The organism is Sphingobium sp. LF-16 (genome assembly GCF_003711185.1).
In the GTDB taxonomy this organism is placed as follows: Bacteria; Pseudomonadota; Alphaproteobacteria; order Sphingomonadales; family Sphingomonadaceae; genus Sphingobium; species Sphingobium yanoikuyae_A.
The window spans coordinates 810,969-836,512 of sequence record NZ_CP029335.1 but is presented as its reverse complement, the minus strand read 5'-3'; the positions used below and the strand labels follow the sequence as shown (position 1 = coordinate 836,512).

At 61.5% G+C, this 25,544-nt stretch carries 24 protein-coding genes; 23 read left to right on the top strand and 1 reads right to left on the bottom strand.

Features of this window, described 5'->3' with window-relative positions; translation table 11 throughout:
• Nucleotide 1: 1 nt before the first annotated feature.
• The 11 genes from DIZ22_RS04030 to DIZ22_RS03985 all read left to right on the top strand — a co-directional run bounded on the left by DIZ22_RS04030 (nt 2) and on the right by DIZ22_RS03985 (nt 8,212).
• A complete protein-coding gene (locus tag DIZ22_RS04030) occupies nt 2-211 on the top strand; it encodes a hypothetical protein (RefSeq protein WP_122927943.1) in 210 nt (69 codons plus the stop codon).
• Nucleotides 208-1,716 carry a phage portal protein gene (locus DIZ22_RS04025; protein WP_122927942.1) on the top strand — a complete coding sequence of 503 codons (1,509 nt, stop codon included), beginning with the start codon at nt 208-210 and terminating at the stop codon, nt 1,714-1,716. Before DIZ22_RS04030 ends, DIZ22_RS04025 begins: the two co-directional genes overlap by 4 nt.
• Nucleotides 1,634-3,577, top strand: coding sequence for a prohead protease/major capsid protein fusion protein (locus tag DIZ22_RS04020; RefSeq protein WP_122927941.1), 1,944 nt, complete (start codon nt 1,634-1,636; stop codon nt 3,575-3,577). The genes DIZ22_RS04025 and DIZ22_RS04020 overlap by 83 nt, the downstream gene beginning before the upstream one ends.
• Before the next feature lie 74 nt (nt 3,578-3,651).
• Complete coding sequence (locus DIZ22_RS04015) at nt 3,652-4,104, top strand: hypothetical protein (protein WP_122927940.1); 453 nt, start codon at nt 3,652-3,654, stop codon at nt 4,102-4,104.
• 36 nt (nt 4,105-4,140) lie between these two features.
• Nucleotides 4,141-4,467 carry a capsid cement protein gene (locus tag DIZ22_RS04010; RefSeq protein WP_122927939.1) on the top strand — a complete coding sequence of 109 codons (327 nt, stop codon included), beginning with the start codon at nt 4,141-4,143 and terminating at the stop codon, nt 4,465-4,467.
• Nucleotides 4,468-4,513: 46 nt separating this feature from the next.
• Nucleotides 4,514-4,681, top strand: a complete 168-nt coding sequence (locus tag DIZ22_RS21650) for a hypothetical protein (RefSeq protein ID WP_164488855.1) — start codon at nt 4,514-4,516, stop codon at nt 4,679-4,681.
• Nucleotides 4,678-4,998, top strand: coding sequence for a hypothetical protein (locus DIZ22_RS04005; protein ID WP_122927938.1), 321 nt, complete (start codon nt 4,678-4,680; stop codon nt 4,996-4,998). Before DIZ22_RS21650 ends, DIZ22_RS04005 begins: the two co-directional genes overlap by 4 nt.
• Nucleotides 4,995-5,408, top strand: a complete 414-nt coding sequence (locus DIZ22_RS04000; protein ID WP_122927937.1) for a hypothetical protein — start codon at nt 4,995-4,997, stop codon at nt 5,406-5,408. Before DIZ22_RS04005 ends, DIZ22_RS04000 begins: the two co-directional genes overlap by 4 nt.
• An 18-nt stretch (nt 5,409-5,426) precedes the next feature.
• On the top strand, nt 5,427-6,653 hold the full coding sequence (locus DIZ22_RS03995; RefSeq protein ID WP_122927936.1) for a hypothetical protein: 1,227 nt from the start codon (nt 5,427-5,429) through the stop codon (nt 6,651-6,653).
• Nucleotides 6,654-6,658: 5 nt separating this feature from the next.
• Complete coding sequence (locus tag DIZ22_RS03990) at nt 6,659-7,336, top strand: hypothetical protein (protein WP_122927935.1); 678 nt, start codon at nt 6,659-6,661, stop codon at nt 7,334-7,336.
• Between the two features lie 174 nt (nt 7,337-7,510).
• Nucleotides 7,511-8,212 (top strand): DUF6441 family protein, encoded by a 702-nt coding sequence (locus DIZ22_RS03985; protein ID WP_122927934.1) that lies wholly within the window; start codon nt 7,511-7,513, stop codon nt 8,210-8,212.
• On the opposite strand, the gene DIZ22_RS03980 is transcribed toward DIZ22_RS03985, so the two are convergent.
• Nucleotides 8,209-8,394 (bottom strand): hypothetical protein, encoded by a 186-nt coding sequence (locus DIZ22_RS03980; protein WP_122927933.1) that lies wholly within the window; start codon nt 8,392-8,394, stop codon nt 8,209-8,211. The two genes, DIZ22_RS03985 and DIZ22_RS03980, sit on opposite strands and share 4 nt — an antisense overlap.
• A 67-nt stretch (nt 8,395-8,461) precedes the next feature.
• On the opposite strand from DIZ22_RS03980, the gene DIZ22_RS03975 reads away from it, so the two are divergent.
• The 12 genes from DIZ22_RS03975 (at nt 8,462) to DIZ22_RS03920 (ending at nt 25,405) form a co-directional block, all read left to right on the top strand.
• The gene (locus DIZ22_RS03975; protein ID WP_122927932.1) at nt 8,462-11,689 is read left to right on the top strand and encodes a hypothetical protein; all 3,228 of its coding nucleotides are present in this window, start codon (nt 8,462-8,464) and stop codon (nt 11,687-11,689) included.
• Nucleotides 11,689-12,048, top strand: coding sequence for a hypothetical protein (locus DIZ22_RS03970; protein WP_122927931.1), 360 nt, complete (start codon nt 11,689-11,691; stop codon nt 12,046-12,048). Before DIZ22_RS03975 ends, DIZ22_RS03970 begins: the two co-directional genes overlap by 1 nt.
• Entirely contained in the window at nt 12,045-12,848 is an 804-nt protein-coding gene (locus DIZ22_RS03965) for a hypothetical protein (RefSeq protein ID WP_122927930.1), read from the top strand. Before DIZ22_RS03970 ends, DIZ22_RS03965 begins: the two co-directional genes overlap by 4 nt.
• Nucleotides 12,849-12,904: 56 nt before the next feature.
• Nucleotides 12,905-18,643: a hypothetical protein gene (locus DIZ22_RS03960; RefSeq protein ID WP_122927929.1), complete on the top strand. Its 5,739-nt coding sequence runs from the start codon at nt 12,905-12,907 to the stop codon at nt 18,641-18,643.
• Nucleotides 18,640-18,921: a hypothetical protein gene (locus DIZ22_RS03955; RefSeq protein ID WP_122927928.1), complete on the top strand. Its 282-nt coding sequence runs from the start codon at nt 18,640-18,642 to the stop codon at nt 18,919-18,921. The genes DIZ22_RS03960 and DIZ22_RS03955 overlap by 4 nt, the downstream gene beginning before the upstream one ends.
• On the top strand, nt 18,921-19,661 hold the full coding sequence (locus DIZ22_RS03950; protein ID WP_122927927.1) for a hypothetical protein: 741 nt from the start codon (nt 18,921-18,923) through the stop codon (nt 19,659-19,661). The genes DIZ22_RS03955 and DIZ22_RS03950 overlap by 1 nt, the downstream gene beginning before the upstream one ends.
• 11 nt (nt 19,662-19,672) lie before the next feature.
• Entirely contained in the window at nt 19,673-20,110 is a 438-nt protein-coding gene (locus tag DIZ22_RS03945) for a hypothetical protein (RefSeq protein WP_164488853.1), read from the top strand.
• 35 nt (nt 20,111-20,145) lie between these two features.
• Nucleotides 20,146-20,451: a hypothetical protein gene (locus DIZ22_RS03940; protein WP_122927925.1), complete on the top strand. Its 306-nt coding sequence runs from the start codon at nt 20,146-20,148 to the stop codon at nt 20,449-20,451.
• A 3-nt stretch (nt 20,452-20,454) separates the two neighbouring features.
• Complete coding sequence (locus DIZ22_RS03935; RefSeq protein ID WP_164488852.1) at nt 20,455-20,892, top strand: hypothetical protein; 438 nt, start codon at nt 20,455-20,457, stop codon at nt 20,890-20,892.
• 59 nt (nt 20,893-20,951) lie between these two features.
• Nucleotides 20,952-21,512: an N-acetylmuramidase gene (locus DIZ22_RS03930; RefSeq protein ID WP_122927923.1), complete on the top strand. Its 561-nt coding sequence runs from the start codon at nt 20,952-20,954 to the stop codon at nt 21,510-21,512.
• Nucleotides 21,509-21,829, top strand: coding sequence for a hypothetical protein (locus DIZ22_RS03925; protein ID WP_122927922.1), 321 nt, complete (start codon nt 21,509-21,511; stop codon nt 21,827-21,829). Before DIZ22_RS03930 ends, DIZ22_RS03925 begins: the two co-directional genes overlap by 4 nt.
• Before the next feature lie 387 nt (nt 21,830-22,216).
• On the top strand, nt 22,217-25,405 hold the full coding sequence (locus DIZ22_RS03920) for a glycosyltransferase (RefSeq protein ID WP_164488851.1): 3,189 nt from the start codon (nt 22,217-22,219) through the stop codon (nt 25,403-25,405).
• The last annotated feature ends 139 nt before the right edge of the window (nt 25,406-25,544 follow it).

Here is a 25,544-nt window from a genome sequence, read left to right as displayed (position 1 = left end):
AATGGCCTGGACCCGCGCAGACCTGGAGAAGATCCAACAGGTTCTGCTCAACCCCACGAAGAAGGTGACCTTTTCCGATGGGCGCAGCAGCGAGAGCCATAGCCTCGACGAGTTGCGCCGCCTTCGAACCGAAATGAAGGCCGAGGTGGTCGCAGACGAGAGCCGGACCGTTCCGAAAAAGCGGTTCACGATCGGCAGGATGGGCCGGTGAATATCATCGACCGCGCCATCGCGGCCTTTTCGCCGGAACGGGCGCTCAAGCGCGCCATGATGCGCACCCAGCTGGATCGCGTTGATCAGGTCCGCGCGATCCAGACGCGCAAGCAAAAGCGCAGGGGTGACAGCTGGGCCGTCAATGACCCATCGGCCCGCCCCGTGCATTCCGCCGCCAGCGCCATGTCGGTTGTGGATCGGCACAAGTTACGCCGGATATTCCGTTTCAATCCCTTCGCCCGGAAGATGAAGGCGAACTTGCTCAACAATCTGGTCGCATACGGCATCACTGCTACCCCGACCGGCTCCAAGAAAATGCAGAAGGAGTGGCGCGACTGGATCGCAGCTGCGGACCATGACGGCATCCAGGACCTGTATGGCCTTCAGGAGCTGGTGACATGGACCATGCTGCTCGACGGCGAAGTCTTCATCGTCCGGCGCGCGGTAGCAGGTGCGGGCCATCCCCTTCGACTTCAGGTGTTGCGCGTCGATCAGCTGGATGGCGCGGTCGGCGGGCTGAAGGTACGCGACGGGATTGAATGGGGCGAGGACGGCAAGCCCGCCTTTTATCATTTTCGCAAATCGATTGATCCGATGTTCGGCCAGGGTAGTGAGCGCATTCAAGCGGCCGATGTCATTCATCTGTTCCGTCGCGAGGAGCCAGGCCAGTGGCGCGGGCGCAGCCACTTCGAGTCCGTGATCGAAGGACTGGACGATGTCGATGACTATATCGAGGCGGAGGGTGTCAGGAAGAAGCTGGAGAGCTGCTTCGCTGCCTTTGTTGAAACTTCAATCGATGCCGATCCTGCAGATCGCGGGATTGGCGACCAAAATGGTGATGTCGACAGCCGGTCAGAGCAGCCTATCGAGGCGCTGTATCCCGGCATGATTTCCTATCTGGACCAGGGCCAGACGGTGAAATTCGGCGAACCGAAGGCGGCGGGTGGCTTCAGCGACTTCCTCCGATGGGGAAGCCTACGCGTCGCAGCGGGCGGCGAGGTTACGTACGAAGGCATGACGGGCGACCTTTCGAACGTCAATTTTTCCAGTTTCAAGGCTGGCTCCAACGAGTTCGAAACCGGGATGGGCCGCATCCAATGGTTGACCATCATTCCGCAATTTTGCGTCCGCGTAGTCAATTGGTGGCTTGAGGATGCCTTTGCGACAGGCCGGGTCGGCTCCCGCGATCTGCGATCCCCATTCAAGCATACGCCGCCTCGCGTGAAAACGATCGACCGGGCCGGTGACGCCAAGGCTGCCCTGTTGGAAATGCAGGCCGGGATCGAAAGCCGGCGCAACATCATCGCCGAGCGCGGCAATGACCATGACGAGTTGATGGAAGAGATTGCGGCCGATCGTGCCGCCAATGTGAAACGCGGCATCGCCTTCATGGGCGATCCGTCAACGCCAGGAGACAAGAATGCCTCAGACGCAAGCCAACCCGGCGCAGACGGTAGCGCCGATGATGTATCGAGCGGCGGCGACACTACCGTCGTCGTATGACGATAGCGACAACAGCATAGAGATTTGCTGGACTACCGGGGCCGCAGGGCTTCGCTTCGACTGGTGGGACGGCGAATATTATATCGAAGAACTGAGCCTAGACCGCTCCGCCGTCCGGCTCGATCGATTGAACAACGGTGCCTGCCTACTGGACAGTCATAATGACTATTCGCTTCGCAGCGTGTTGGGTTCGGTCGTGCCGGGTTCAGTCAAGATCGGTGACGGCCAGGGGACAGCCCGGGTGCGCCTGGCCAAGACACCCGACGTCGCCGACACCAACCAGAAGATCATCGACGGCCATATCCGGAGCGTCAGCGTCGGATACATGGTCCACACCTATCTGCGCACCGAAAAGCAGGGGGAAAAGCCCCACATGCTGGCCACCGACTGGGAGCCGATCGAGCTATCCATGGTGGCGGTGCCCTTCGATGCCGGCGCGCAGGTGCGCGCCCGTAAAGCCGAGCAGGGCGGCCACCCCTGCATCATTCGCGGTGCGCCCGCGACATCCGAGGAAGTTGAAATGCCTGAACCGATCGCCCCGGCGCCGGCGCCCGCACCGGCACCTGTCGTCGTTCCCGAAGCTGACACCCGCACCGGCGAAGTGACGCTGAAGCGGATGATGGACCTGTTCAACCGGTCAGCGCTGAGCGATGCCCAGCGGACTGCGATCCTATCGCGTCATGCTGAAACGCCGATGACGGAAGAGCAACTGACCGACGCCATCACCGACGCCTATGTCGCCGATCGTGCACAGCCACAGATCAACGGCTCGATCACCATCAGCGCCGATGAACAGGATAAATATCGTGCCGCCATGTGCGGCGCTTTCGTTGTCCGCATGAGCAACAGCTTCGAAGCGCCGGCAGACGGTGGCGAACTGTTCGGCCATATGGGCACGCTGGAAATCGCCCGCCAGTATCTGGAACGATCGGGCGTGCGCACGGCCGCCATGAGCCCCTATCAGCTGTGCCAGGAAGCGCTGGGCTTCCGTCACGGCGCCATGACCACCAGCGATTTCGCCATCGCCCTCCAACAGGCCGGCAATGTGGTTATCATGGCGGAATATGAGGCGGCCACCGACAACTGGAAACTCCTGTCGAAAGAGACCAGCGCGAACGATTTCCGGCCCACTCCCATCGTCGGCCTGGTTGGCGCGGCCGAATTCCAGATCGTCGCGGAGAACGGCGAATATACCTACGGGTCGTTCCAGGACATCGGCGACAGCTACAAGCTGTGGACCGCCGGCAAGATTTACTCACTGTCGCGCCAGCTGATCATCAACGACCAGCTGGGCCTGTTCAGCGATATCTCTTCGAAGCTGGGCCGGGGTGCAGCGCTGCATGAATCGAATGCCGCCTGGGCGAACATCATCGGCAATCCGATCCTGTCCGACGGCTATGCGCTCTTTTCCAGTCAGCATGGCAACCTCGCCGGGGCCGGGTCGGCGATCACCACCGCTGCGCTTGGCGTCGGCCGTGCCGCCATGCGCAAGCAGCGCGACCGCGATGGCTCGACCGTGATCAATCTCGTGCCGAAATATCTGATCGTTGGTCCGGACAAGGAAACTGAGGCAGAAACGGTCCTGACGGCCGTCGCCGCCGCTCAGAGCAGCAACGTCAACCTGTTCGCTAACAAGCTGACGCTGATCGTAGAACCGCGTATTACCGACAATCGCTGGATACTGTTCGCCGATCCACGCGCTGCTGCCGTTGTCCAGCATGCCTATCTGAAGGGGCAGCGCGGCGTTTACACCGAAACCCGCGTCGGCTTCGAGGTTGACGGTGTCGAATATAAGGGCCGGACAGACTTCAACGCGAAAGCGATCGACTACCGCGGCGCCTACATGAACCCCGGCCAGTAAGCGGCCGCACTCCACAATGGTTTTCGACAAGGGCGGCTTCGGGCCGCCCTTGTCGTTTCGGGAAAGGTAAATCCATGAAGATTGTAGCCTTGCAGCGGACCGTCATGATCAATGGTCTGCCCAAAGGACCAAATGACGGTCCGCAAACTGTGACGAACGCTTATGCTCGCCACTTGGTCGATAACGGCGATGTCGACAAAAATGACGTTCTCGACGCCGATATCAACGATCCTTCGGAGGAAACGGAAGTGGTCGAGGGCAAGGCCTTTGACCGGGCCGTGGATAGGGCCGTCAAGCTGAAGCTGAAAGAATTGCGGGCGGGCGACGAAAAGACGCTGGCCGATGCATTGCAGAAGCAGAAGTCCGAAGGCGACACCGCCCTTGAGGCCGAGATGACGCGCATCCGCGAAGAGGGCGACAAGCTCCTGAGCGAAGCGCTCGACGCGCAGCAGGCAGAGCAGGATGCGGCGTTCGAAGAGCGGGTCGCCGCGGCTGCCGCCGAAACGGCCGGAAATAACGAAGCGTAAGCCCGGCTCCCCATCCATCTTCCTAAGGAGGTATCCATGAAGAACTTCATCCAGCGGGGCGACAATGTGGATTGCATTGCCCCCTATGCCGTTAAATCCGGTGACGGCTTCCTCGACGGCGCGGAATTTGCCGTCGCCTCGACAGATGCAGCACTGGGCGCACCTGTCGTCGGCGTGACGCGTGGCGTCTTTTCCTTGCCCAAGGCTGCTGTCGCCATCACCCGCAAGACGGTGGCCTATTGGGACAGCGCCGCCAAGGTCCTGACCAACGTGGCGAGCGGCAATACCAAGGTCGGCATCTTCCAGGCGGCTGCCGCCAGCGGGGCGCCCACCGTGGCCGTAAAGCTGGTCCCTGCAATCTGACATTAACCGGTGGCGGCGTCCGACGCCGCTACCATGGAGGCACAGCATGAAAGCTATCCAGCTCCATACTGCCGAACGCGACAACGAAGGGGTCCGCCAGGAGGCGGGCGAAATCCTGGTTGTCGGCAACGGAAAAAAGCAGATCGACGCCGACCGTGCGAAAACACTGGTCGACAATGGCGGCGCCGTCATCGCGCCGGACGCCACGAAATGACCGATTGGGCGGCCGAGGCGGCGCGGCTTCATGCCGCCTTCGCCGACCCGATCCTCTACACCGGTTCAGGGCTGGTGGAAGAGTCGATCACGGGCACCAAATGTGATCAGTCCGGCGATGCGTTTCAAGGCGCGGGCGCCACTATCCGCCATGTCTGGTTCGAAGTGCAGATGGCCGATTTCCCGAACGCGCCCGGCAAGGGCGACCGAATTGTTCACACTGATCGCATGACCGGAGCGACTACCGAATGGGAAGTCATCGACCGCGTCGATCGGGCGGACATCGGTGCATGGGAACTGACGGTGGAAGAGGCATGAGCGTCCGCGAAACCATTTTTGCGGCGATCGAAGCCGCACTTGGTGCAACCGGTGCGCAGGAAATCGAGCGGATGCCGTCGAGCGATCCGCTCAAGTTCGATGCCCTGCACATCATGGATGATGGGCAAGCCCAGATCGAGGGCGAGGCGGGCGCGACCCGCTACGGCATGGCGATTTCCATCGAAGGCTATGTCGAAGGGTCCGGCGGTTCCGCCATGCACACGCGGCTGAACAACCTTCACGCCAGCACGGTCGCGGCCGTACTTGGCTTGATCGGCGTCGTTCCCGCGATCGAGGACATAGAAGAGGGCGACCTGCGTCCGGCGGTTGCGCCGCTGGCCAGCAAGGCGCGCCTCGCCTTCAGCCAAGATTTCACCATCACCTTCGCCACCCGGCGCGGGCAACCTTAACGACCCAAGGAGCAAGACATGGGTGATCCCGTAATCCGCCCCGACAATGCGGTGGCGATGTTCAAGATCGAAACCACCGAAGGCGTCGACGCCGTTCCCACGGCGGCCGATGCCTTCCCGTTCGAAACCGGCCAGCAGTTCAACAGCCCCTTTACCACCGAAGACTCCAGCGAAGTGACCGGCTCTTTCGTCGCCGGTGCGCCGACCGTGATCGGTCAGCCCGCCGAAATCACCTTCCGCTGCAAGATGAAGGGTGCGAACGCCGCCTATTCCGCCAGCGTCAAGCCGCCCCATCATGCCCTGCTGGTCGCGGCCGGCAAGAAAGCCCTGTTCACCGCAGCCGTCGCCGCTGCCGCCGTCACTGCCGTGGCCGGTGGGACCGCGACGCTAGCGGCCGCCTTCGCCGCGACTGCCCAGGCCTATCGCGGAATGCCGCTCAAACTGTCAGGCGGGCCGGGCGCCGGGCGCACCACCTTCATCACCGACTATACGGCAGCGCGGGTGGCAACCCTTGCTGACAGCTTCAATCCGGTGCTGACCACTGCGACGCAGGCCGAAATCCTCCCCAACTGGACCTATGCCGGGACCAGCCCCAAGGATCAGGCCGCGCGGCTGACCGATCAGCCCAGCGGCACACTCTACCTCAACGAAGACGGCGTCCTGCGCAAATATACCGCCTGTCGTGTCAGCCTGACGGACTGGGGCGGCGATACCGCCAAGTCCGGCTTCTTCACCTTCCGCATCACCGGCATCTATGCCGGCAAGGTCGACGCGACCATGCCGGACGCGGCCGTTCCGCTGCATAGCGGCCCGATCCTGGCAATGGGTGTCAGCGGTGTCGACCCCGCCTTCCTCGTCAATCGGCAGCAGCTTCCCATTTCGTCCTGGTCGATCGCGGAGAACACGACGCAGGAAAACCCGGAAGACCCCAACACCACCTATGGTTTCGGCGCTTCGCAGCTCGGCCGCCGCGTGCCCGAACTGCGATGCGATCCGCTCGCCACGCTGGTGGCGACGCGCAACGTGGAAGCGGATATTGCGGCGATGTCTCAATATCCCGCGCTGATCCGCGCCATCGGCGCCGCCTACAACCGCTGGGCCATCACGTTGCCGCTGGCGCAGCCGATCGCGGCCGACAGCGGCACGCGCGGTTCGCTGCGGTCGGAAGATACCCGCTTCCGCCTGCTCAGCCCTGGTCGCGACGCCCAGGCGCGCGACGGCGACTCGATCCTCTGTTTCTGGTAAGGCCCATGTCGATAATCATCGCATCCACCGCCGCATCTGCGGCCGAACCCTTCACGCCGAAATGGCTGGAGGGCACGCCCGGCGCCCCGACCTTTTACATTCGCGCAGGCGACATCATCGAACGACAGCTGATGGAAGCCGAACTGTCCGGCCCTGCCTATAATGCCGGTGAAATCTGGCCATGGGAAAAGCATGGTGCCCTCATCGACGGTATCAGCGCCTTTGCCGGGGAAGACACTGCCCACCTGATCGCGCTTGCCGAAACGGCGGCGAAAGGCGAGCTGGTCGACCCTGCGGAAATCCAGCTGTTGCAGCAGGTTACCCAGACGATCGCCCAGCATTTCCCGGCCTATCGGGCGCTGGTCGAGCGTGAGGAACGACGCCGGGCGATCCTGCCCATGGTCGCATTCTGCCGCTATTGCGTGGATTGGGAGAATGTCGAGGGTCGACCGGTGCGCGGCATCAATGGCCAGATCGACCCGGCGACGCTGACGACGATCGAACCGCTGCTGCTGCGCGTCGCCGGTATGGAGGCTTATGACCGGCAATATGGGCTTAGCGCCCGAAAAAACTCCGATGCGCCCTCGAAGTCCGGCGACGACCAAGAGACTTCGCCTTCGGTCGAACCTTCGGGGACGGATGGATCATCGCCGGAGAGCGATACCGAGAAAACCCCCGCCTGACCCTGCCCGCCTGGGCGCTCTTCGCCGTCGACCTGTGGTTGCGGTGTCGAGCGCGCGGCGGCGCCCTGGGCGGAGGCACCCCGTTAATGCCGGGGCCGGGCGGCTATGGGCAGCAGCCTGCCGCCCTGATGGATGCCTTTGACCTGCTGGAAATGATGGTGAGCGAGAAAGACGATGCCGGCACTTGAACTATCCGTCGACCGGGCCGACCTCGATCGCCGCAGCGAAGCCATTATTACCGCCATGCTGCTGGCTGGCACCCGCTCCATCCATGCCAGCACGAAATGGCTGGAGCGCCGCCTGGAGGATCAGACCAGGCGTTCGGTGAAGGGGCGTCTGTGGCGCGCGTGGAAATCCGACGCTTACCCGGCGCAGGGCCGCCCGGCCTATGCGCCGGAAGGTCAGGTCTATGTCAACGGCGGCAAGCGCTCGATCGGTGCGATGGCCTATTGGACCAAGCCCGGCTTCAACAAGAAGGCGTCGGGCGAATGGCTGGCGATCCCGACGCCGGAGGCCGGTGTGCTGGGGCGCAGCCGCAATATCACGCCGGGCGAGTGGGAGCGCCGCAACGGCATCCGCCTGGAATATGTGCATGGCAAGGATGGCAAACCGTCGCGCCTGGTAGCTGAGCATGTGATGTTCGGCGCCAATGGTATCGGCGTCCGCGTCCCGACGAAAAAGCGGCTGCGCAATCAGCGCTATATCAATCGGGATGGAAGCCCGGCGAGGGTGCAGTCGGTCACCATCTTCGTGCTGATCCCGTTCCAGCGTTTTGCCAACAAAGTGGCGGTCGATCCGATCGTGCGGCAGGCGGAGGCTTATCTCGCCAAGGATTACCGCGAGCGCACGACGGCAGTGGGGCGGCAGTTCAGCTAGTCTTTGGTGCTCTTCTTGATGGTTTCGATAACTGCGCCAGCGCAGATCAAGCCTACTCCACTGACGAACATGGCCGCTCCGTAAATCGCTGCCAATACTACGTCGAAGGGGCTGTACGTCGTCATGATGCCGACGATCACTAACAGCAGACCAACGGCATAGAACCCGACACTCATCATCATTCCCCTGCATTTGCGGGGGCATCCATAGCCCGCTGACCTATGTTGGTCCAGCAATGGAGTCCTGTGCATGGTTGATATCCTTGCCCGCCTGAAAATTCGGGCGGAAGAATTTTCGCGCGGTGCCGATCAGGCCTTTGGACGCTTCGAGCAGCAGGCCGCGAAGTCTGGCAATCGTGCTGGCGACGAATTTGCGCGCGGCCTTTCTGCCCGGCTAGATGCCCTGACCACAGGCGCGGGCGTCGCTGCCATCATCTCGCTGGGGCAACGTGCGCTCGACCATGTGCAAACGCTAAAGAAGGAAAGCCAGCAGCTCGGCATTTCGACCAAGGCGCTTCAGGAATATCGCTTCGCTGCGGCGGAAGTCGGTGTCGAGCAGCAGGATTTGAGCGACAGCTTCACCGACCTGACCCAGAAAATCGGCGAAGCGCGCGGCGGCAACAAGGATGCGAAAGAGGCGTTCCGCGATCTGGGCATCGATATCGACACCACTACGGGACGCGCCAAAAGCATGGAGGGCGTGTTCAATGAGCTGATCGGCAAGCTGTCACAGGTGAGCGATCCGACCGAACGCGCGCGCCTGGAAGCCCAGCTGTTCGGCGATGAATGGCGCAAGATCGATCCGATGCTGCGCGCTGGCGCCGGGCGGATCGATGCCTTGCGGCAAGCGGCGAATGAGTTTGGGGCCGTCATTTCTGACGATGCGATCCAGAACGCTGATGCGACCGCCCGCAAGGTGCAGCAGATGAAGATGGTGCTGGAAGCCAATATTGCGGATGCCGTCGCCAAAAACTCGGGCGCTATTCTGGGCCTGGCCAATAGCCTCACGCGCATGACTGGCAGTTTGGCGCAATGGTGGAGCCAGAACCCGGAAAAGGCATATGCGCTGATGGGGGCAGCAGGCGGCGCGCGCGCGGGGTTCACCTTCGGTGGTGGCGTGGGCGCCGTAATTGGCGCTGGCGCGGGCTATGTCGCCGGGTCGGTTTACGGCAAGGCGGACAAGCAAGCCGCCGATGACGCCAATATGACCTTGTCATTCCGTCGTCAGCAGGCGTTGAACGCGAAGAAAGAGCTGGATGCTTTACGGGCGGCGCAAACCAGCGGTTCGCTGGTCAGTTTTCGGCGCAGCGGTAGTGACCGTTCCGGCGGCACGGTGCAGCAGGCGGAAGCCGAAGTCATGCGGCAGGCAAAGCTGCTGTGGCGCGCTGCCCAGGTTGCACAGACGCCGGCCACGCGCCGCACCGGTTCGATCTGGACCAGCCCGGTAACTGTAGATCCCGAAAGCTCCGGTGGCAGTGGATCGGCGGGCGGCCGCGCGTCGGGGCGTTCGGCAAGCTCGGACAAGTCCGACGCCGATCGCGAACTGGAAAAGCAGAATGATGCCGAACAACGGCTGCGTGAAAGCCTGGAAGAGACGATCGAGCGTCAGCGCGACAGCCAGCAGCTGGCTGATCTACGCGCGCGTGGCCTCGATCGGCAGGCGGACCTTCAGGAAGCGATGCTGGAAATCCAGCGCCAGTTCCCCGGCTTGGAAGGCACGACGAACGCGAAAGCGGCGGAACTGCTGGGCATCCGCGAAGAGCAGGTGGCGCCGCTGCGCGAGCAGTATGAGCTGCTGAAGGAAATCCGCACCGCCGAAGTTAATCGGGATGCAGACGCCGCAGAAGCCAAGGCGCGTGTCGAGAATGAGCGCAAGGCACAGGAAGAGATCGACCGCCTGCACGAGGAAGCGGACGAACGTCAGCGCCGGTCGATCGAGGATTTGTCTCGCCTCTATTATGACCTGTTCTCTGGCCATAGCAGCGATATCTGGCGCGATTTCAAACGCGAAGGCATGGAGGTCATGGCGACGCTGGCGGCGCAGTGGACCATTGCACAGTTTTCCGGTCGGGCGTTCGATCCTCTCACAGCTCTGAACACGGCCACCAGCACCATGGGCTTCGGCGGCCCGGCAAGCGCCATCCTGTCGGCGCTGACCAACGGTGGCGGGCGCGCCAGCGGCCTGGCTGAGCAGGCGGCCGCAGAAGGCGGTGACGCGGGGCAGATCGCGGCGGCGGCAGGCCTGGCCAAGCAGTTCGGTGCGACCAGTGGTCTGAGCGGGATCGCAGCCGGCGCAGCGTCGGTGCTGGGTCCGCTGGCCATGGCGTCGGCCGCCAACAGCATGATCGGTGAAATTTTCGGTTTCAAGGGTGGGCCGCTGGGCGTGCTGACTGGCCCGATATCGAACCTGATCAATCCTAGCCGGTCGGCGGGTGCCACCATCACTGGCCTGGACAGCGTGTCGATCGGCGGCAAGGACAAGAAGCAATATGGCGTCGCCAGCGATCTGGCCGACAATGTGCTGTCGGGCCTGAAGGATTTGGCCGACCAGCTGGGCGGCAGCGTCGGCAGCTTCCGCACCACGATCGGCATCCGCGACGGCGACTATCGCGTCAATCCGACCGGATCGTCGCTGAAAACCAAGAATGGCGCAGTCGAATTTGACGACGATGCCGAAGGCGCCATTGCCTATGCCATTGCCGACGCGGTGTCGGATGGCGCGATCATGGGTATATCGGAGGCGAGCAAGCGCCTTCTGACTTCGGGCGCCGACCTGTCTGAGGCGATCCAGAAAGCGGCCGCGATCGAGGCGATCCCCAAGGCGTTGCAGGCGCGTCTAGACCCGGTCGGTTACGCGATCGAGCAGCTGAACGACAAATGGGACGACACCTGGGCCGCGTTGAAAGAAGGCGCTGCCACCGCTGAGCAGATGGCAGAAGCGCAGCAGCTCTATAATCTGGAGCTGGAAGAGGTGAAGAGCAGCACCGCCAGCGCCGCCCAAAGCCTGAAGGACTATCTGAAGGCCATGGATGCGGGATCGTCTTCGCCGTTGTCGCTGCGCGATCAGGAAAAAGCGGCCTATGATGAATTGGCCGTCTATCTCGACAAGATCGGCAAAGGCCAGTCCATCGACCAGAGCGCCTATCTGGATGCGGCCCAGACCTGGCTGGATATCGAGCGCCAGCTATACGGGTCGACATCCAAATATTTCGAGGCCTTTGACGCCATTCAGGCGGCGACCGGTTCGGCGATATCCTCGATCGAGAATGTCAGCTCCATTGCCGGCGCATCGGACCAGCTAGCGCAGGAAACCGCATCGGCGGCCAAGACGACGGCCACCACCACAACCAGCATGGCCGCCGACACGTCCAACATGGTGCTGTTGCTGGAAAGGCAACTGGCCGCCAGTCAGGCGCTGTTGAAGGCATTGGGTGCGAGCGATGGCTCCACTTTCACTGGCACGTCCCGGAACTACTGATGCCCGCCCTTCCCGCTGATATCGCCGCAGCCCTGCGGCCACAGATCGTCGTGTCCAACGAAGATGCGGCAATCAAGACGCGCTTTCCTTCCGCCAGGAACAACAGCGATCAGCCTGCCGAAGGCTTTTTCGATCTGCGGGCCGATGCAGAAGCGGCCGGTGCCCAGCGCCGGGCGCTGATCGGCACCGTGCGTCGCCGCTTCACCGTGAAGGTCGATGACATGTTGCTGATCGTGGACGGCGCAATCCCCACGCATCGGCTGATCGACACTGAACAGGGCGTCGATGCCGACATGATGGTCAGCCGGATCGAAGTCGATCTGGAAGACGAACAAACCAATGTGGAATATTTCGGATGAGCAATGCAGTGATCGTGAAGCCGCTGGCCTTTTCGTCTGCCAGCGCCAGCTCCACGGCGGCCGGTAGCGACCCTGCCTATGTCGGCAATGATCATATGGGCGTCGTGTGGAAAAGCGCCACGGGTGCCGCCAGTCAGACGCTGAAGATCGACATGGGCGCCAATGTCACGATCGACAGCATCCTGCTGTTGGGCTGCACCGGCGCCAAGTCCAGTTGGACGCTGAAGGTGGAGGCGGCCACGGCGGCGCAGGGCGCGACCTTCCCGGCCGGATCATGGGCGGGCGCTGCCCTGCCCTTCCTGGCCGGCAGCGCCATGCCGGTGTCTGGCCGTGGCCGATCGGTCTGGTTTGCGCCCGCATCGCCGCCGCCGGCTTCGCGCTATTGGCGCCTGACTATCGCCGGGCTGGCCAATGCCGCCGCGACGGTCGCGCGTCTGGTCATGGGCCGCAAAATCCAGCTTCAGCGCAATTTCCAGTTCGGTGCCGCCTTTGGTGTCCGCGACATGAGCAATGTCGATTTTTCCGTTCGCGGGGTGCTGTTGCGCCGTCGCGGCGTGAAACTGCGGTCTGTCGCCGTCACCTTCGGCGCCGTCTACAAGGATGAGGTCGAAGCCGTCGTGCATCCGCTGATCGAGGAAATCGGCATCAGCGAGCCTGTCGCCCTGATCACCGATCCCGACGATGATGCGCAGCGACAGAACCGCATCTGGTTCGGCCCGCTTGTCGGCGATCTGGGCACGGTCTGGGCGAAGCCCGGCGGCTTCGAATGGCGCGCCAGCCTGATCGGACTGAACGCATGAAGGCGTGACTGATCCAGATTGACGCCTATGACGGCGCCACCGCCACCACGCTGCGCATGGCCAGCCATGACGATGACAGGCTGTGCCATCTCGACGGGCAGACCTGGTGGCCCGTGATCGCGAAGCTGCCGACGCTGCGCTATGATTTCTTCGACGGCAGCTTTGATGGCGGCTCGATCACGTCGCCGTCCGGCACGCTGGAAGCGAATATCGAGGCGATCCCGTCTCTTCCTCGCCTGGCTATCCATGACGCGCGTATCCGCATCTGGGGCGGCGAGCTGGGCGACGCATTCTCAAGCTTCGTGCTGACATTCGACGGGCGCGTGAAGGAACAGCCTTCTGTCGACGGCGGCGCCATGTCGATCAGCTTTGGCGCGGATGATAGCTGGCTGGATCAGCCGATGCTGGCGACCTATGCCGGCACTGGCGGGGCGGAAGGCGGCACCGATCTGGAGGGGCAGGTCAAGACGCTGGCGCTTGGCGCGCCGCGCTTCGTCCCGGCCACTTTGGTCGATGCCGTCGACAATATCTATCAGCTGTCCGGCTATGGGACGCTCAACGGGTTTGAAGTGGCCTTTGAGCGACTGAACCGCTTTGGCGCTCCTTCGGCCAATGCGGCGAGTTTCGCGGCCCTTAAAAGCGGTGCTGTGACGCGCGGGCAGTGGGCGACGTGCCGGGCGCTGGGCTTCGTCAAATTTGGCGCGCCGCCCGAAGGCCTGCTGTCCTTCCACATTCAGGGCGATGCCGTGGGCGGCTGGAGCCGTCTGCCCGGCGATATCATCCGCCGTATCGCCACGATCGCGGGTGGCGCTGCCCGCCTGTCGGCAGCGGACGTGGCCGCCCTGAATACTGCTCGCCCCTGGCCGCTCTCGATCGTCGTGAATGCCCAGACCACTGCGCGCGAGCTGATCCAGCGCGTCGCCATGTCCGTCAACGCCGTCGCCTATGTCGATTGGCTGGGCGTATTGCGCCTGTCGGCGATCGGCATTGGGGTTGCCAGCATGACCATCGCGGCCGATGGCAGCAGCCTGCCGCCCGTTGCCGATGTCCAGCAGGTCGAAACCAGCGCTCCTTACTGGAAGATTGCCCAGGGCGCGGCGGTCACCTGGCAGGTCCATGGGCTGAACGACATCGCCTTCAGCGCGCCGCTGAACCCGCGTGGCCCTTACGACCCTGACGAAACCTATCGTGAAGGCGACATGGTCACGCTGCCGAATGGCTCGCAATGGCTCTTCATCGGCACCACGCCCGCGAAGGGGTCGGTCCCGGCGGACAATAATCCGAATTGGTTTCGCCTGTCCGACGCCATCACTGCTGGCAACATCACCTATGAAGATGGAACGCCGGTTGAGGAATTGAAGCCCGCTCAGCCGGGCGCGACCAATGGCGCAAGCGCTGCGGAAAAGGATCAGCTGGCCCAGCTCGCGACGGATACGGCGGCGGCTAAGGTTCGGATAGCTCAGGCAGAGCAGGATATTGAGGACCTGTTCGAGACCTATGGCGACAGCGCCAGCGCGGCGGCATCCGCAGCAGCTGCTGCCAACAGCGCGTCGGCCGCGCAGGGTTATGCCAGCACGGCCAGTAGCGCTTCCGCGAATGCCGGCGCTGCGCGCGACCAGGCGCAGGCCGCCCAAGGCGCTGCGGCCAGTTCGGCGACGGCGGCAGCGAATGCCAAGACGGACGCCGAAGCGGCCTTTGCCAGCAGCGTCACCGCGCGCAATGCTGCCCAGGCCGCGCAGTCAGCTTCCGAGACGGCGCGCAATCAAGCCCAGACCTATGCCAGCAACGCCAGCGGAAGCGCTACTGCGGCGGCCGGCAGCGCCACCACCGCGAGCACCGCCGCGACTAATGCGGGCAACAGCGCAACCGCCGCAGCCGCCTCGGCTGTGTCGGCATCTTCCAGCTATGATGGCGCGCGCCTGGCTGCTGTCAGCACCATGCCGTCCGACTTCATCAATGACGGCGAGTTCTGGTCATCTATCTTCTATTCGGGCGCTGGCCTGGCGCCCAAGATCACGGCCGATAGCACCTATAGCTTCCCGACCGTCAGTGGCATCGGTAAGGTCGCGCAGATCGTGGTCGGATCGTCTGAGGTTCGGCTGTCCCAGATCGGATTGATAAATCTGGTCGACGGCCGCCGCTATCGCATCACGGCTATTGCGCGGCAGACGGCGGGCGCGACGGGCGCGACGCTGCGCTTGTGGCGGATCGGCTGGCAGAGTGGCGCGACGACGGTCGGCAATTCCAGCGCCAACCAAGTCACTGCCTCGCTCAATACTTGGTATACGCTGCAGCAGGAATACAATGCCTCCACCCTGATTGCAGCCGGGGCGGTCGGCACCCGTGCCATGATGGGCTTCACGGATGCCGGCACCTATCAGGTGCAGTTCATCCGTCTGGAGGACATCACCGAAAGCACGGCGGCGGCCACCTCGTCGGCAGCGGCAGCGACCTCCGCAAGTGCGGCCGGTCAGTCTGCAACCGCCGCGCAGAACAGCGCCACGTCGGCCAACACCTCGGCGGGCAATGCATCGACCAGCGCCGGCCAGGCGTCGACCAGCGCGACCAACGCGGCTGGATCGGCCAGTGCTGCCCAGACCAGCGCCACCAATGCCGCTGGATCGGCGACGGCAGCGGGCAATAGTGCGACCGCCGCATCGTCCAGCGCATCCACTGCCAGCACCAAGGCGACCGAAGCGAGCCAGTCCGCCAGCGCAGCCGCTGGCTCGGCAACCACGGCCAGCACCAAGGCGGGCGAGGCCAGCACCTCAGCATCGCAGGCCGCGGCAAGTGTCACGACGGCAGCGGGCCATGCGGCCACCGCGCAGACGCAGGCCACCAACGCAGCGAACAGCGCCACAGCGGCCGGCAACAGCGCGTCGGCGGCGTCGAACTCGGCCAGCACCGCCCAGACCGCCGCGAACAATGCGGGCACCTATGCCACCGCTGCCCAGCAGTCGAGCGTCTCGGCGACCCTGGCGGCCGCTGCTACCCTGCCGATCGACTTCACCCAAGACGGCGAGTTCTGGACCGGCAATTTCAACAACACGCCGCCCACCACCGTGTCGATCGCGCCCAGCGCCACCTTCAGCTTTACCGATGTTTCTGGCGTCGGTCGTGTGATGCAGGTGGTCGGAAGCACCAGCAACGTCCATGTCAGCCAGCGTGGGTGGCTGAAAGCTGTGGCGGGCCGTACCTATCGGGTCGCGGCCTTGATCCGCGTGTTGTCCGGCACGGGAGGTGCCTGTTCCGTGTTCGCGTCGGCCGTGAAGGCTGAGGGCGGGCAGGCGTCGGCTTGGTCGACGGGGCAGTCCGCGATGACTGTGGGCCAATGGTATGAGATAGCCCGCACCGTCACCGGCGACATGGTCCTTGCCGCTGGCGCCGGGACGGGCGCCTATCTGCGCACGATCGTCCGCATGGAGTCGGCGGTCACCTATCAGGTGGCATGGGTCCGCGTGGACGACATCACCGAGAGCACTGCCGCATCCGGTTCCGCAACGGCAGCGGCGGCCAGCGCTTCGGCCGCATCTGCCAGCCAGACGGCAGCCGGCAACAGCGCCTCGGCTGCGCAGACCAGCGCGACCAACGCGGCGACCAGCGCGGGCAACGCCAGCACCTTTGCGGGGAATGCCAGCACCTCGGCGACGAACGCGGCCACCAGCGCCAGCAATGCCGCCGGCTCGGCCAGCACGGCTTCGACGCAGGCGACCAATGCCGCCAACAGTGCGACCGCCGCTGGCAACAGCGCGACCGCCGCGGCTGGATCGGCATCGACGGCCAGCACTCAGGCGACCAATGCCGGGAACAGCGCCAGTGCGGCGGCCGCGTCGGCGGTTTCGGCATCGTCCAGCTATGATGATAGCCGGCTGACGGTGGCGAGCCAGATGCCGTCCAGTTTCCAGCGGGGCGGCGAATACTGGACTCCGTCATACTTCACTGGCGCCGGCATCGGGGCGAAGATCACCCCGAACGCGGTCTATAGTTTCCCGACCGTGGCTGGCGAGGGGGTGGTCGCTCAGATCGAGGTGACATCTGGCGACGTCAATATAGCACATATCGGCCTGATCCCGCTGGTGGCGAACCGGACGTTCCAGCTCACGGCCCGCGCGCGTAAGATCGCGGGGGCAACGGGCGGGACCATGCGACTTTGGCGTATCGGCTGGCAGAGCGGTAATACAACGGTCAGCAACAACAATGTCAGCCGCACGGCAGATGTGCTCAATACATGGTATGATTGGTCGTGGGAATTCTCATCCAACACGCCAATAGCATCCGGTGCGGTCGGCGTCCGCGCTATGATGACCTTCCTTTCATCCAGCCCAGGCACCTATCAGGTGTCATTGATCCGTCTGGAGGACATCACCGAAAGCACGGCGGCGGCCGGATCGGCATCGGCGGCGGCGAGCAGCGCCAGCAGCGCTTCGACCAGCGCAACCAATGCGGCCAACAGTGCCTCTGCGGCGTCCTCCAGCGCGACCACCGCATCGACCCAGGCGGGCAACGCATCCTCGTCGGCAAGCAGCGCGTCGACCAGCGCGGCGAACGCGAGCAGCAGCGCCACCAACGCCGCCAACAGCGCCACCTCGGCCAGCGGCTATGCCAACACCGCCCAGACCAAGGCGGGCGAGGCATCGGCGTCGGCTTCGGCCGCATCGTCCAGCGCCAGCGCTGCCAGCGCCTCGGCATCGAGCGCGCAGACCAGCGCCACTAATGCCAGCACCTATGCCGGTCAGGCGCAGAGCAGCGCGACGGCGGCCAGCACCTCGGCGACGGTGGCCAGCGATGCCGCCGCCGCAGCTCAGACCAGCGCCACCGTATCCGCCCAGGTGGCGGCCGCGTCGATCAACCCGAACCCGGTCTTTGCAGCCTGGCCGACCGGATCGACATATCCGACCGGCTACACGGCCAACGGCACGGCGCCGACGATCAGCAAGCCGACCGGCAAGCAGTCGCCATATGCGCTGGGCACCACGCTCAACAGCTCGACCGCCAGCAGCATCGGCGTGCGGACCTCCCCCGTGCAGGACGCATCGGTTACGCTCAATAGCTGGATTGTGCTGGAGGTTGACGCGCAGATCGGGTCCGGCACCTATCAGGGCGCTGGCGTGATGTTCCGCATCATGGACTCCAGCGGGACGGAGACAGTCAACTACAAGGTGTCGCTCTACAGCGATCCCGACATCGCCGGCGCAACCGGCAATGCGAGCGGTGTGCGTCGGTGGCGCAGGCTGGTGCAGATCACCGGCGCGAACCCGAATGGCTGGCAAATCTTCATCTTCAACCGCTGGTCGAGCCTGAGCGGGTACACCTCGTCGGCCACCAGCAATTATATCGAGTGGAGCAAGGTCAGTTTCCGGCCGGCCTACGATTCCGAGATCGCCTCCAAGCAGGCGACGGCCGATATAGCCGCCCTTTCCGCGACGGTGACCCAGCAGGCCACCACGCTCGCAACGCTGACCACGCAATATGCCAATCTGTCGAGCACGGTATCGGCGCAGGGGGCTTCGGTCAGCCAGCAGGCGACGGCGATCGCGTCGCTGGAGGGCAATGTCACAACGCTCTTTGCGAAGTGGGGCCTGGAGCTGGACGTCAATGGCTACGTCAGCGGCATGGTGACCAACAATAATGGCACCCGCGCCGACATGACCTTGCGCATGGACAAGGTGAAGATGGTCACCCCTTCCGGCCTGGGCGGCTATTGGCAGGTGACCTTCGACAATCAGGGCCGCCCGACCCAGACGATCGGCGACGATGCCTCGGGTGTCATGATCGAGCTGGGGTATCTGTCATGAGCGGCTGGGGGATGCGCACCAAGCGGGGCGGCGTCATCGAGCAAGACCCGTTCACGAACATGGGCAGGATCATCGGCCGCGTGAACACGAATGGGGTCGATGGTTCCGTCACGGATGACGGTCTGCTGACTGGCACACCCGAATGGCAGGTGGTGCTGCTCAACACGCCGTCCGCCGCATCGGCCGCGCCGACCATCAGCGTGTCGGGCAATACCCTGTCCTGGGCATATCCCAGCGGCGCCACCTGGCCCGCCGTCATTGTCTATTGGGTGCGCTGATGGCGAGGTTTGGCGCAAGATTTAAGAACGCGGCCACCGGTTCGGTGCAGATCGATGATCTCTATGCGAACATGGCGCTCATCTCGAAGTCGTCGCACACGGTGGGCGCATCGGTCGGTAACGATCTGCGCAACACCACCGTCACCTTCACGGCAACCGAGATGCCGACGATCGCCTTCAACTGCACGGCGCCAACCTTCATCGCCTGGGTCGTAAGGGACGATAGCGCCAATAGCTGGGCCTTCACCTTCTCGACCTACACGACGAACGCCGCGCTCACGATTACCATCTTCAGGTTTGCCGAGCCACCCGTCCTCGGGGCCGGCTGGGGCATGAGGATCAAGCGCAACGGTGTGGTCAAATATGATAGCCGGCACCGCTATGCGTCGATCCCCGCATCGCTCCGGGGCACGTTCGAAACCAGTTCCGATATCGGAACGGCTGGCCCTTCAACGTCGCTCGCGTTCGGCAAGACCTATGCGCTGATGATGGGGTCCAGAACTGGCCGCAATAGCAGGGTCGTGACGCCGGTGTCCGGCGCCCAGAATGGCTACAATGACAATATGTCGTCGGCGGCGCTGGCCGCAGCGATCAACGGCAATGCGATCACATCTCGCTACTGCCTGACGCAGTTCAGTACGACGTTCTTCCCTGTCCCGCCGTCGCCGCCTGCCCCTTCCGGCTACAGCTACAACCAGCGGCAATATTCCTGGGCAATCCTCGACGTAACCAATTTTTGAAGGAGAATGACGTGATCCCCGTTTTGAAACTGAAGCTCGACAATGGCGCCCGCTTCGAGCTGCCCGCCAACAGCATCAGCATCGTCGAAGAGCGCAGTGCCGACGAAAAGGGATGCCGCATCGCGTATGACATTGGCGGCGGCGGGGCCGATGAAAGCCTGTCCGATGCCTATGGCTATGTGAAGAAGCAGGTCATCGATGCCGCCGGCATCCAGAACCCGATCGAGGTCGTGGCGGTCAACGAACAGGGCGAAACCCATCTGGTCACCCTTTCTCGCGACCGTATCGTCGGCCGCCGCGAAGTGCTGGAAAGCCCCATCGGCGCCAGCACCATCCTGACGATCGCCAGCGGTCAGGCCAGCTTCAAGCTTCAAGTAGCAGACACCATGGACGAAATGGACGGCACCACCAGCCCGGCGGCCAAGCGCACCCGGCGCGCCAAAGCCTGATCCCCACCAACCTCGTTTCTGAACTGGAGCAAGACATGACCGAAACCACCACCCCGACGCTGGCCGAACTGATGGCGCAGCAGACCGAACTGGAGCGGCAGATTGCCGCTGCCACCCTGTCGTCGGTCCAGGCTGCTCAGGCCGTCATGGCCCGCGCCAGCACCGGCAAGGTCGCTGACGATCTGGAAGCGCTGCAGGCGTCCCTGCCGGCCAATGGCACCGCCCATCAGCAGATCGGCAATGTCATCAGCGTGATCCGGAACGTCGCGACCTGGCTGCCCAGCGAAGTCACTCGCCTGGAGGCGCTTGCTGGCGAGCCGCAGACCGAAGAGGCCGCCTGACGCATGTCCGATCCGGGATCGGCCGCCGGCGAGGCAGGGGGAATTATCGCCGGGTCTGTGGCCGTGCTCTATGCCTTGGGCAAGGGCACGGCCTGGCTGCTCAACTGGAAGGATGCACGGGCGCAATCCCGCGCGGCGAAGCTCCAGCTTTGGCACGACGAACTGGCGAAGCGGGAGAAAGAGCAGGACGATCGCGACCTGCAATATCGGCAGCACATCGAAACCCAGCTCCGGCGTCTAGCGCTGGAGAACCGGGTGCTGCGGCGGGCATTCGAGTTGGTCGCTGAACCACTGCGGCGGCTGGAGCCGGAAAATCCGAAGCTGGCCCAAGCGCAGAACATGCTCGACCGGGCGTTTCCGCTCGATCCGGGGCTGTCGATCGACATGGGGATACTGGTCTCGATGATCGACGAGCCAGGCGGCGAAGCCGAGCAGGTCTGAATCTGGCGACAATCTGAAACCATAGGGCGCTTCGGGCGCCCTTTTTCGTGGAGCAAGACATGAACATTGATCAGCTGATCGATGACGCGATCGGCCGTGAGGGCGGCTATGTGAACAATCCCAAGGATAAGGGCGGGCCTACGCGCTGGGGCACCACCGAACAGGTGGCGCGAGCCTTCGGCTATACGGGCGACATGCGTGTTTTCCCGCGCGAGACGGCCGTCGAAATCTACCGCCAGCGGTATCTGATCGAACCGGGCTTCGATAAGATCCTCGCCATGTCCGCAGCGATCGGCGAGCTGCTGTTCGACACCGGCATTAACATGGGCCAGGCCATAGCTGGCCAGTTCCTCCAGCGTGCGCTCAACCTCTTTAACCGCGGCGCCTCTCTGTACCCTGATCTCAAAGTCGACGGCGCATGCGGCCCTATGACGCGGCAGTCGCTGGCCAGCTACCAGCAGCGGCGCGGCGCGACCGGCGAAGGACTCCAGGTGCTGCTCTGGACCATCCACGCCTTCCGGACCGGACGTTATGAGGAAATCAGCCTGGCTCGTCCGGCCAATGAAGAGTTCAGCTATGGCTGGGTGGCGCGGCAGGTGCGCATGGGGATCGCGGGATGAACGCCTTTCGCGATCGTGAAGGGGACCGCCGCGTCCTCACCCTCATCGGCGGTGGCATCATTGTCACCATCTTGTCGATCATCGCTGCCATCGCCTTCGCACGCAATACGCCAGACTGGGCGGAGAGCGTGTTCAGCGCGATCGTCGGCGGCATGATCGTCAAGCTGGCCGACGTTCTCTCGGCGTTGGTGTCCCTGTCAAGTAATCGCCAGATCGAGCGCGTCACCGATCAGCTGGCAGTTGCAACGCCGCCCGGTCCGCAGACCGTGAAGATTGAGCAGCCGCCGGAAGAGCCGGTCCCTGTGCAGGCTCAGTGATGGGACTGGGCAAGATCACGCGCGGGTCGGCAGGGTTGGGTTTGCTTTCGAGGCGCTAGGTCACGTCTGGTCGGCCCGCGGCTCGCTGGTGAAGATCATCAAGGGCACGCGATCAGAAAATGAGCTGAAACTGCCGCGACATACTGAACAAGCTAACGATGATACCTAGTCCAATTCGAAGATGCTAGGCAATTGAGATGTCTACGCCAGAGCAACCGATTTTTCATCATGAAAATATCGACTTGCGAATTTTCGGAGACTGTCGCAACTATCCGCATGAAGCCGGGATAGCATTTTGCCGGACAGAAAATGGAGCTGAATTGCGATTCCGGTAAATTTCGCAATGCCTCGAAGTCTTTGATGTTGGCTTTCCTAACAGGGGGTAGGATGAGTAATTTTAGCAAGGCGACGCATCTTTCGGTTTCTGATCGGACCGCCTATATTAATTTTGAAGGGGATTCTGCAACGAATCTGGTTGAATTGAGGATCGACGGTCAGCGAGCGCCGTTCCGTCCTTGCGATGATAAAGACGCTCTCGCGCAAGTAGGCGGGCCTATCTTCCATTTCGACTGGACTGAGATCAATCAGACGTCCCGATCCGTCCCTGCTGAAAGCAAGTCTGGTGAATATTTCGCTTGCTGGGTAAATCATCTTCCTGACTGGTCTCTATCTGGTAGCCAGACTTTGCAATTGCTGATTTCCAAAGCAACGGCACCGTGTCAGATAATCTTTGGCAATCCGCTCATTATCGATGCAACATCCACTCCGATGTCAGTAAAGATTGCTTTGGCTGCGCATCGCGCAAAGGCATCTCTGAATGTCGATGTGACAGACTTGGAGAGCGGGGATGTGAAGCGCCAGAGCGTTGCGTTTGATCCAGAAATGCAAGGAGGCACGACGCTTGCCGGCTACCAAAATGTAGAATTTTTGCTCCCTAATAGCCCAACGAAGAAAAGCGTAGCGTTATCGATCGAATACCACTCTGCATTGGAAGACAGGATCGATATTGAGCCATTTATGTTCATTGCTGATGCTCGCGTGGCTCCAACAAAAGAATCTGAAAACCAGTCAGCAATTGTAACGAAAAGCCTGATTTCAAGAGGAGCACCGAAAAGAAATAACTGGATGTCCGCACAATTTCCGGCCTTCGTCACGGAGGGTAGCGATATTGAAATATTTGTAAATGGGGAGTTGCTAGAGAAGTTTGCTGCCCCCAACGGAAATATCGCAATAAAGGAGGATTACGGCCATACGATTATTCTAAATTCGGATGCCGATTTTGATATTTTGATGTACGTTGACGGAGAATTTTCTACGAAGATTCGCGTGGGTGTGGGCGACACAATTGTGCATATGCCGACGTCTGCCCTGGATGGAACGAATCACCACGTCGCATTCAAGGACGAAAGTGCTTCCTTCGTTTACCTTGAATGCGTCCTACTAGTTCCGGCGGTGATAACGCCCGTTGAAATTATGCAGCGTGAGACTCCACCGCCATTCCCGGATTCTATTTTCGCTCAAACAGCCCGTCGTTATGCTTCTTTGAAAAAACAGATGGCTTTGGGTGACGGGCGGGCTGACTTTGGTCAAATTGCTTATGCGCTCTCCGTGCTCGAGGGGGGGTATGGCAAGGTTCGCCTTAAGCCACTTCAATTTCCCGTTGTCACTAATCCTGATGTATCCATCATCATTCCTGCACACAACAAGGTTGAGGTGACTTATCTGGCGCTGTGTTCGTTGCTCGTCGCGCACAATCACGCGAGCTTCGAAGTAATTGTGGTCGACGATGGATCCACCGATGAAACCGCTACACTCGAGGAATTTGTCAGCGGGATAACGGTTGTTCACAACGCAGAGGCCTTGCGGTTTATTGGCGCATGTAATGCCGGTGCAGAACTGGCTCGAGGGCGCTTTATCGCTCTGCTCAACAATGATGTCGAGGTAACCTCTGGCTGGCTGGACGAACTGATTGCAACGTTCGACCGTTTTGAGCGTGTGGGATTGGCGGGCGCGAAGCTGCTCTATCCTGATGGAAAGTTGCAAGACGCAGGTGGCATAATTTGGGGCACCGGAAACCCTTGGAACTACGGCAATCGCCAAAATCCGAATGCACCGAATTTTTCCTACGCGCGCCAGGCTGACTACCTCTCGGGCGCTGCATTGATGGTTCCCATCGACCTTTGGCGGGAGATTGGGGGCTTGTCCACATACCTGTCGCCAATGTATTTTGAAGATACCGATTTATCGTTCAAAGTCCGGGAAGCAGGTTACACGACTTGGTTCACACCCTCGTCGGTTGTCTATCATTACGAGGGCATGACGAGCGGCACCGATGTCAGCAAGGGGTTCAAGCGTTTCCAAGAGGTTAATCGCCCAAAATTCAAGCGTCGTTGGGCGCAAGCTTATAGCAATTTTGGTAAAGAGGGGCACCGCCCTGATCTGGAGAAAGATAGAGGAATCGTCGGTCGAGTTTTATTTATAGACTACTCTACACCGCGCGGAGACCAGGATGCGGGCTCTTATGCAGCCCTAAATGAAATGAAGCTAGTTCAGTCACTTGGTTACAAGGTGACTTTTTTGCCGATGAATATGGCACATCTTGGAAGTTATACAGAAAATCTACAAAAAATTGGTGTCGAAGTTATCTACGCCCCATTCTTTATGACAGTAAATGATTATCTTTCAAAACACGGGCAAGATTTCGATGCATTCTATATAACACGATATTACGTAGCCCAAGATGTGATAACTCAATTGAGGTCAATCGCGCCGCATTCGAAAATCCTATTTAATAATGCTGATCTTCATTTTCTGCGAGAAATCAGAGCCGCTCGATCAGATGGTGACGAAGATTTGCTGAAAAAAGCTATCAAGACGCGCGATGAAGAGCTTTCAGTTATTCGCAAAGTCGATGCCGTTCTTTCTTATAATGAAGTAGAGCATTCTGTCATTGACGCTTATACAGACGGAGAAGCCAAAGTGCTGCACTGCCCTTGGGTCGTGGAAAGCGTGGCTAAACCGATTGCGATAAACGAGCGTGTCGGACTATCATTTCTTGGTGGATTTCGTCACCATCCGAATGAGGCAGGCATATGTTGGTTTGCTAATACAGTCGCCCCACTTCTTCCTGATAGCCAAACCTATCAAACCTTCATTTATGGCTCGAGCATGACTGATAAGGTTCGCGCACTGAAGTCGCCCAAAATGGAGCCTGTTGGCTTTGTGCCCGACGTCGCCGATGCATTTGATCAGCATCGCGTGTTCGTTGCTCCCTTGCTGTCAGGCGCGGGTATCAAGGGAAAGGTTTTAAGTGCCTTGGCTTATGGAATTCCGTGTGTTCTCACCCCTGTGGCGGCTGAAGGAATAGGGCTGAGATCTGGACATGATTGCATTATCGCTGAAAGCGCTGAGGACTGGCGAAAGGCGATCGTAGCGCTATGCGAAGACGATGAGCTGTGGGAAAGATTGTCAGCTAATGCCCTGACCTATATGCGCAATTCGTTTTCTTTCGAAAACGGTCGCAACTACATGCGCAAAGCGTTTGAGGCTGTCGACCTTTTCCGGTCGCTTTCCTGAAAAGCTGGCGCAGTTTTACTAGCGGCCATTTCATCTGTAAGAAGGCACAAAGCTATGGCTAAAAATCTGTAACTGGCAGTTCAGTTTTTTTTGGTTAGGTTCCGATACGAATAGGGCCTGGTGCGAATGCGCCAGGCCC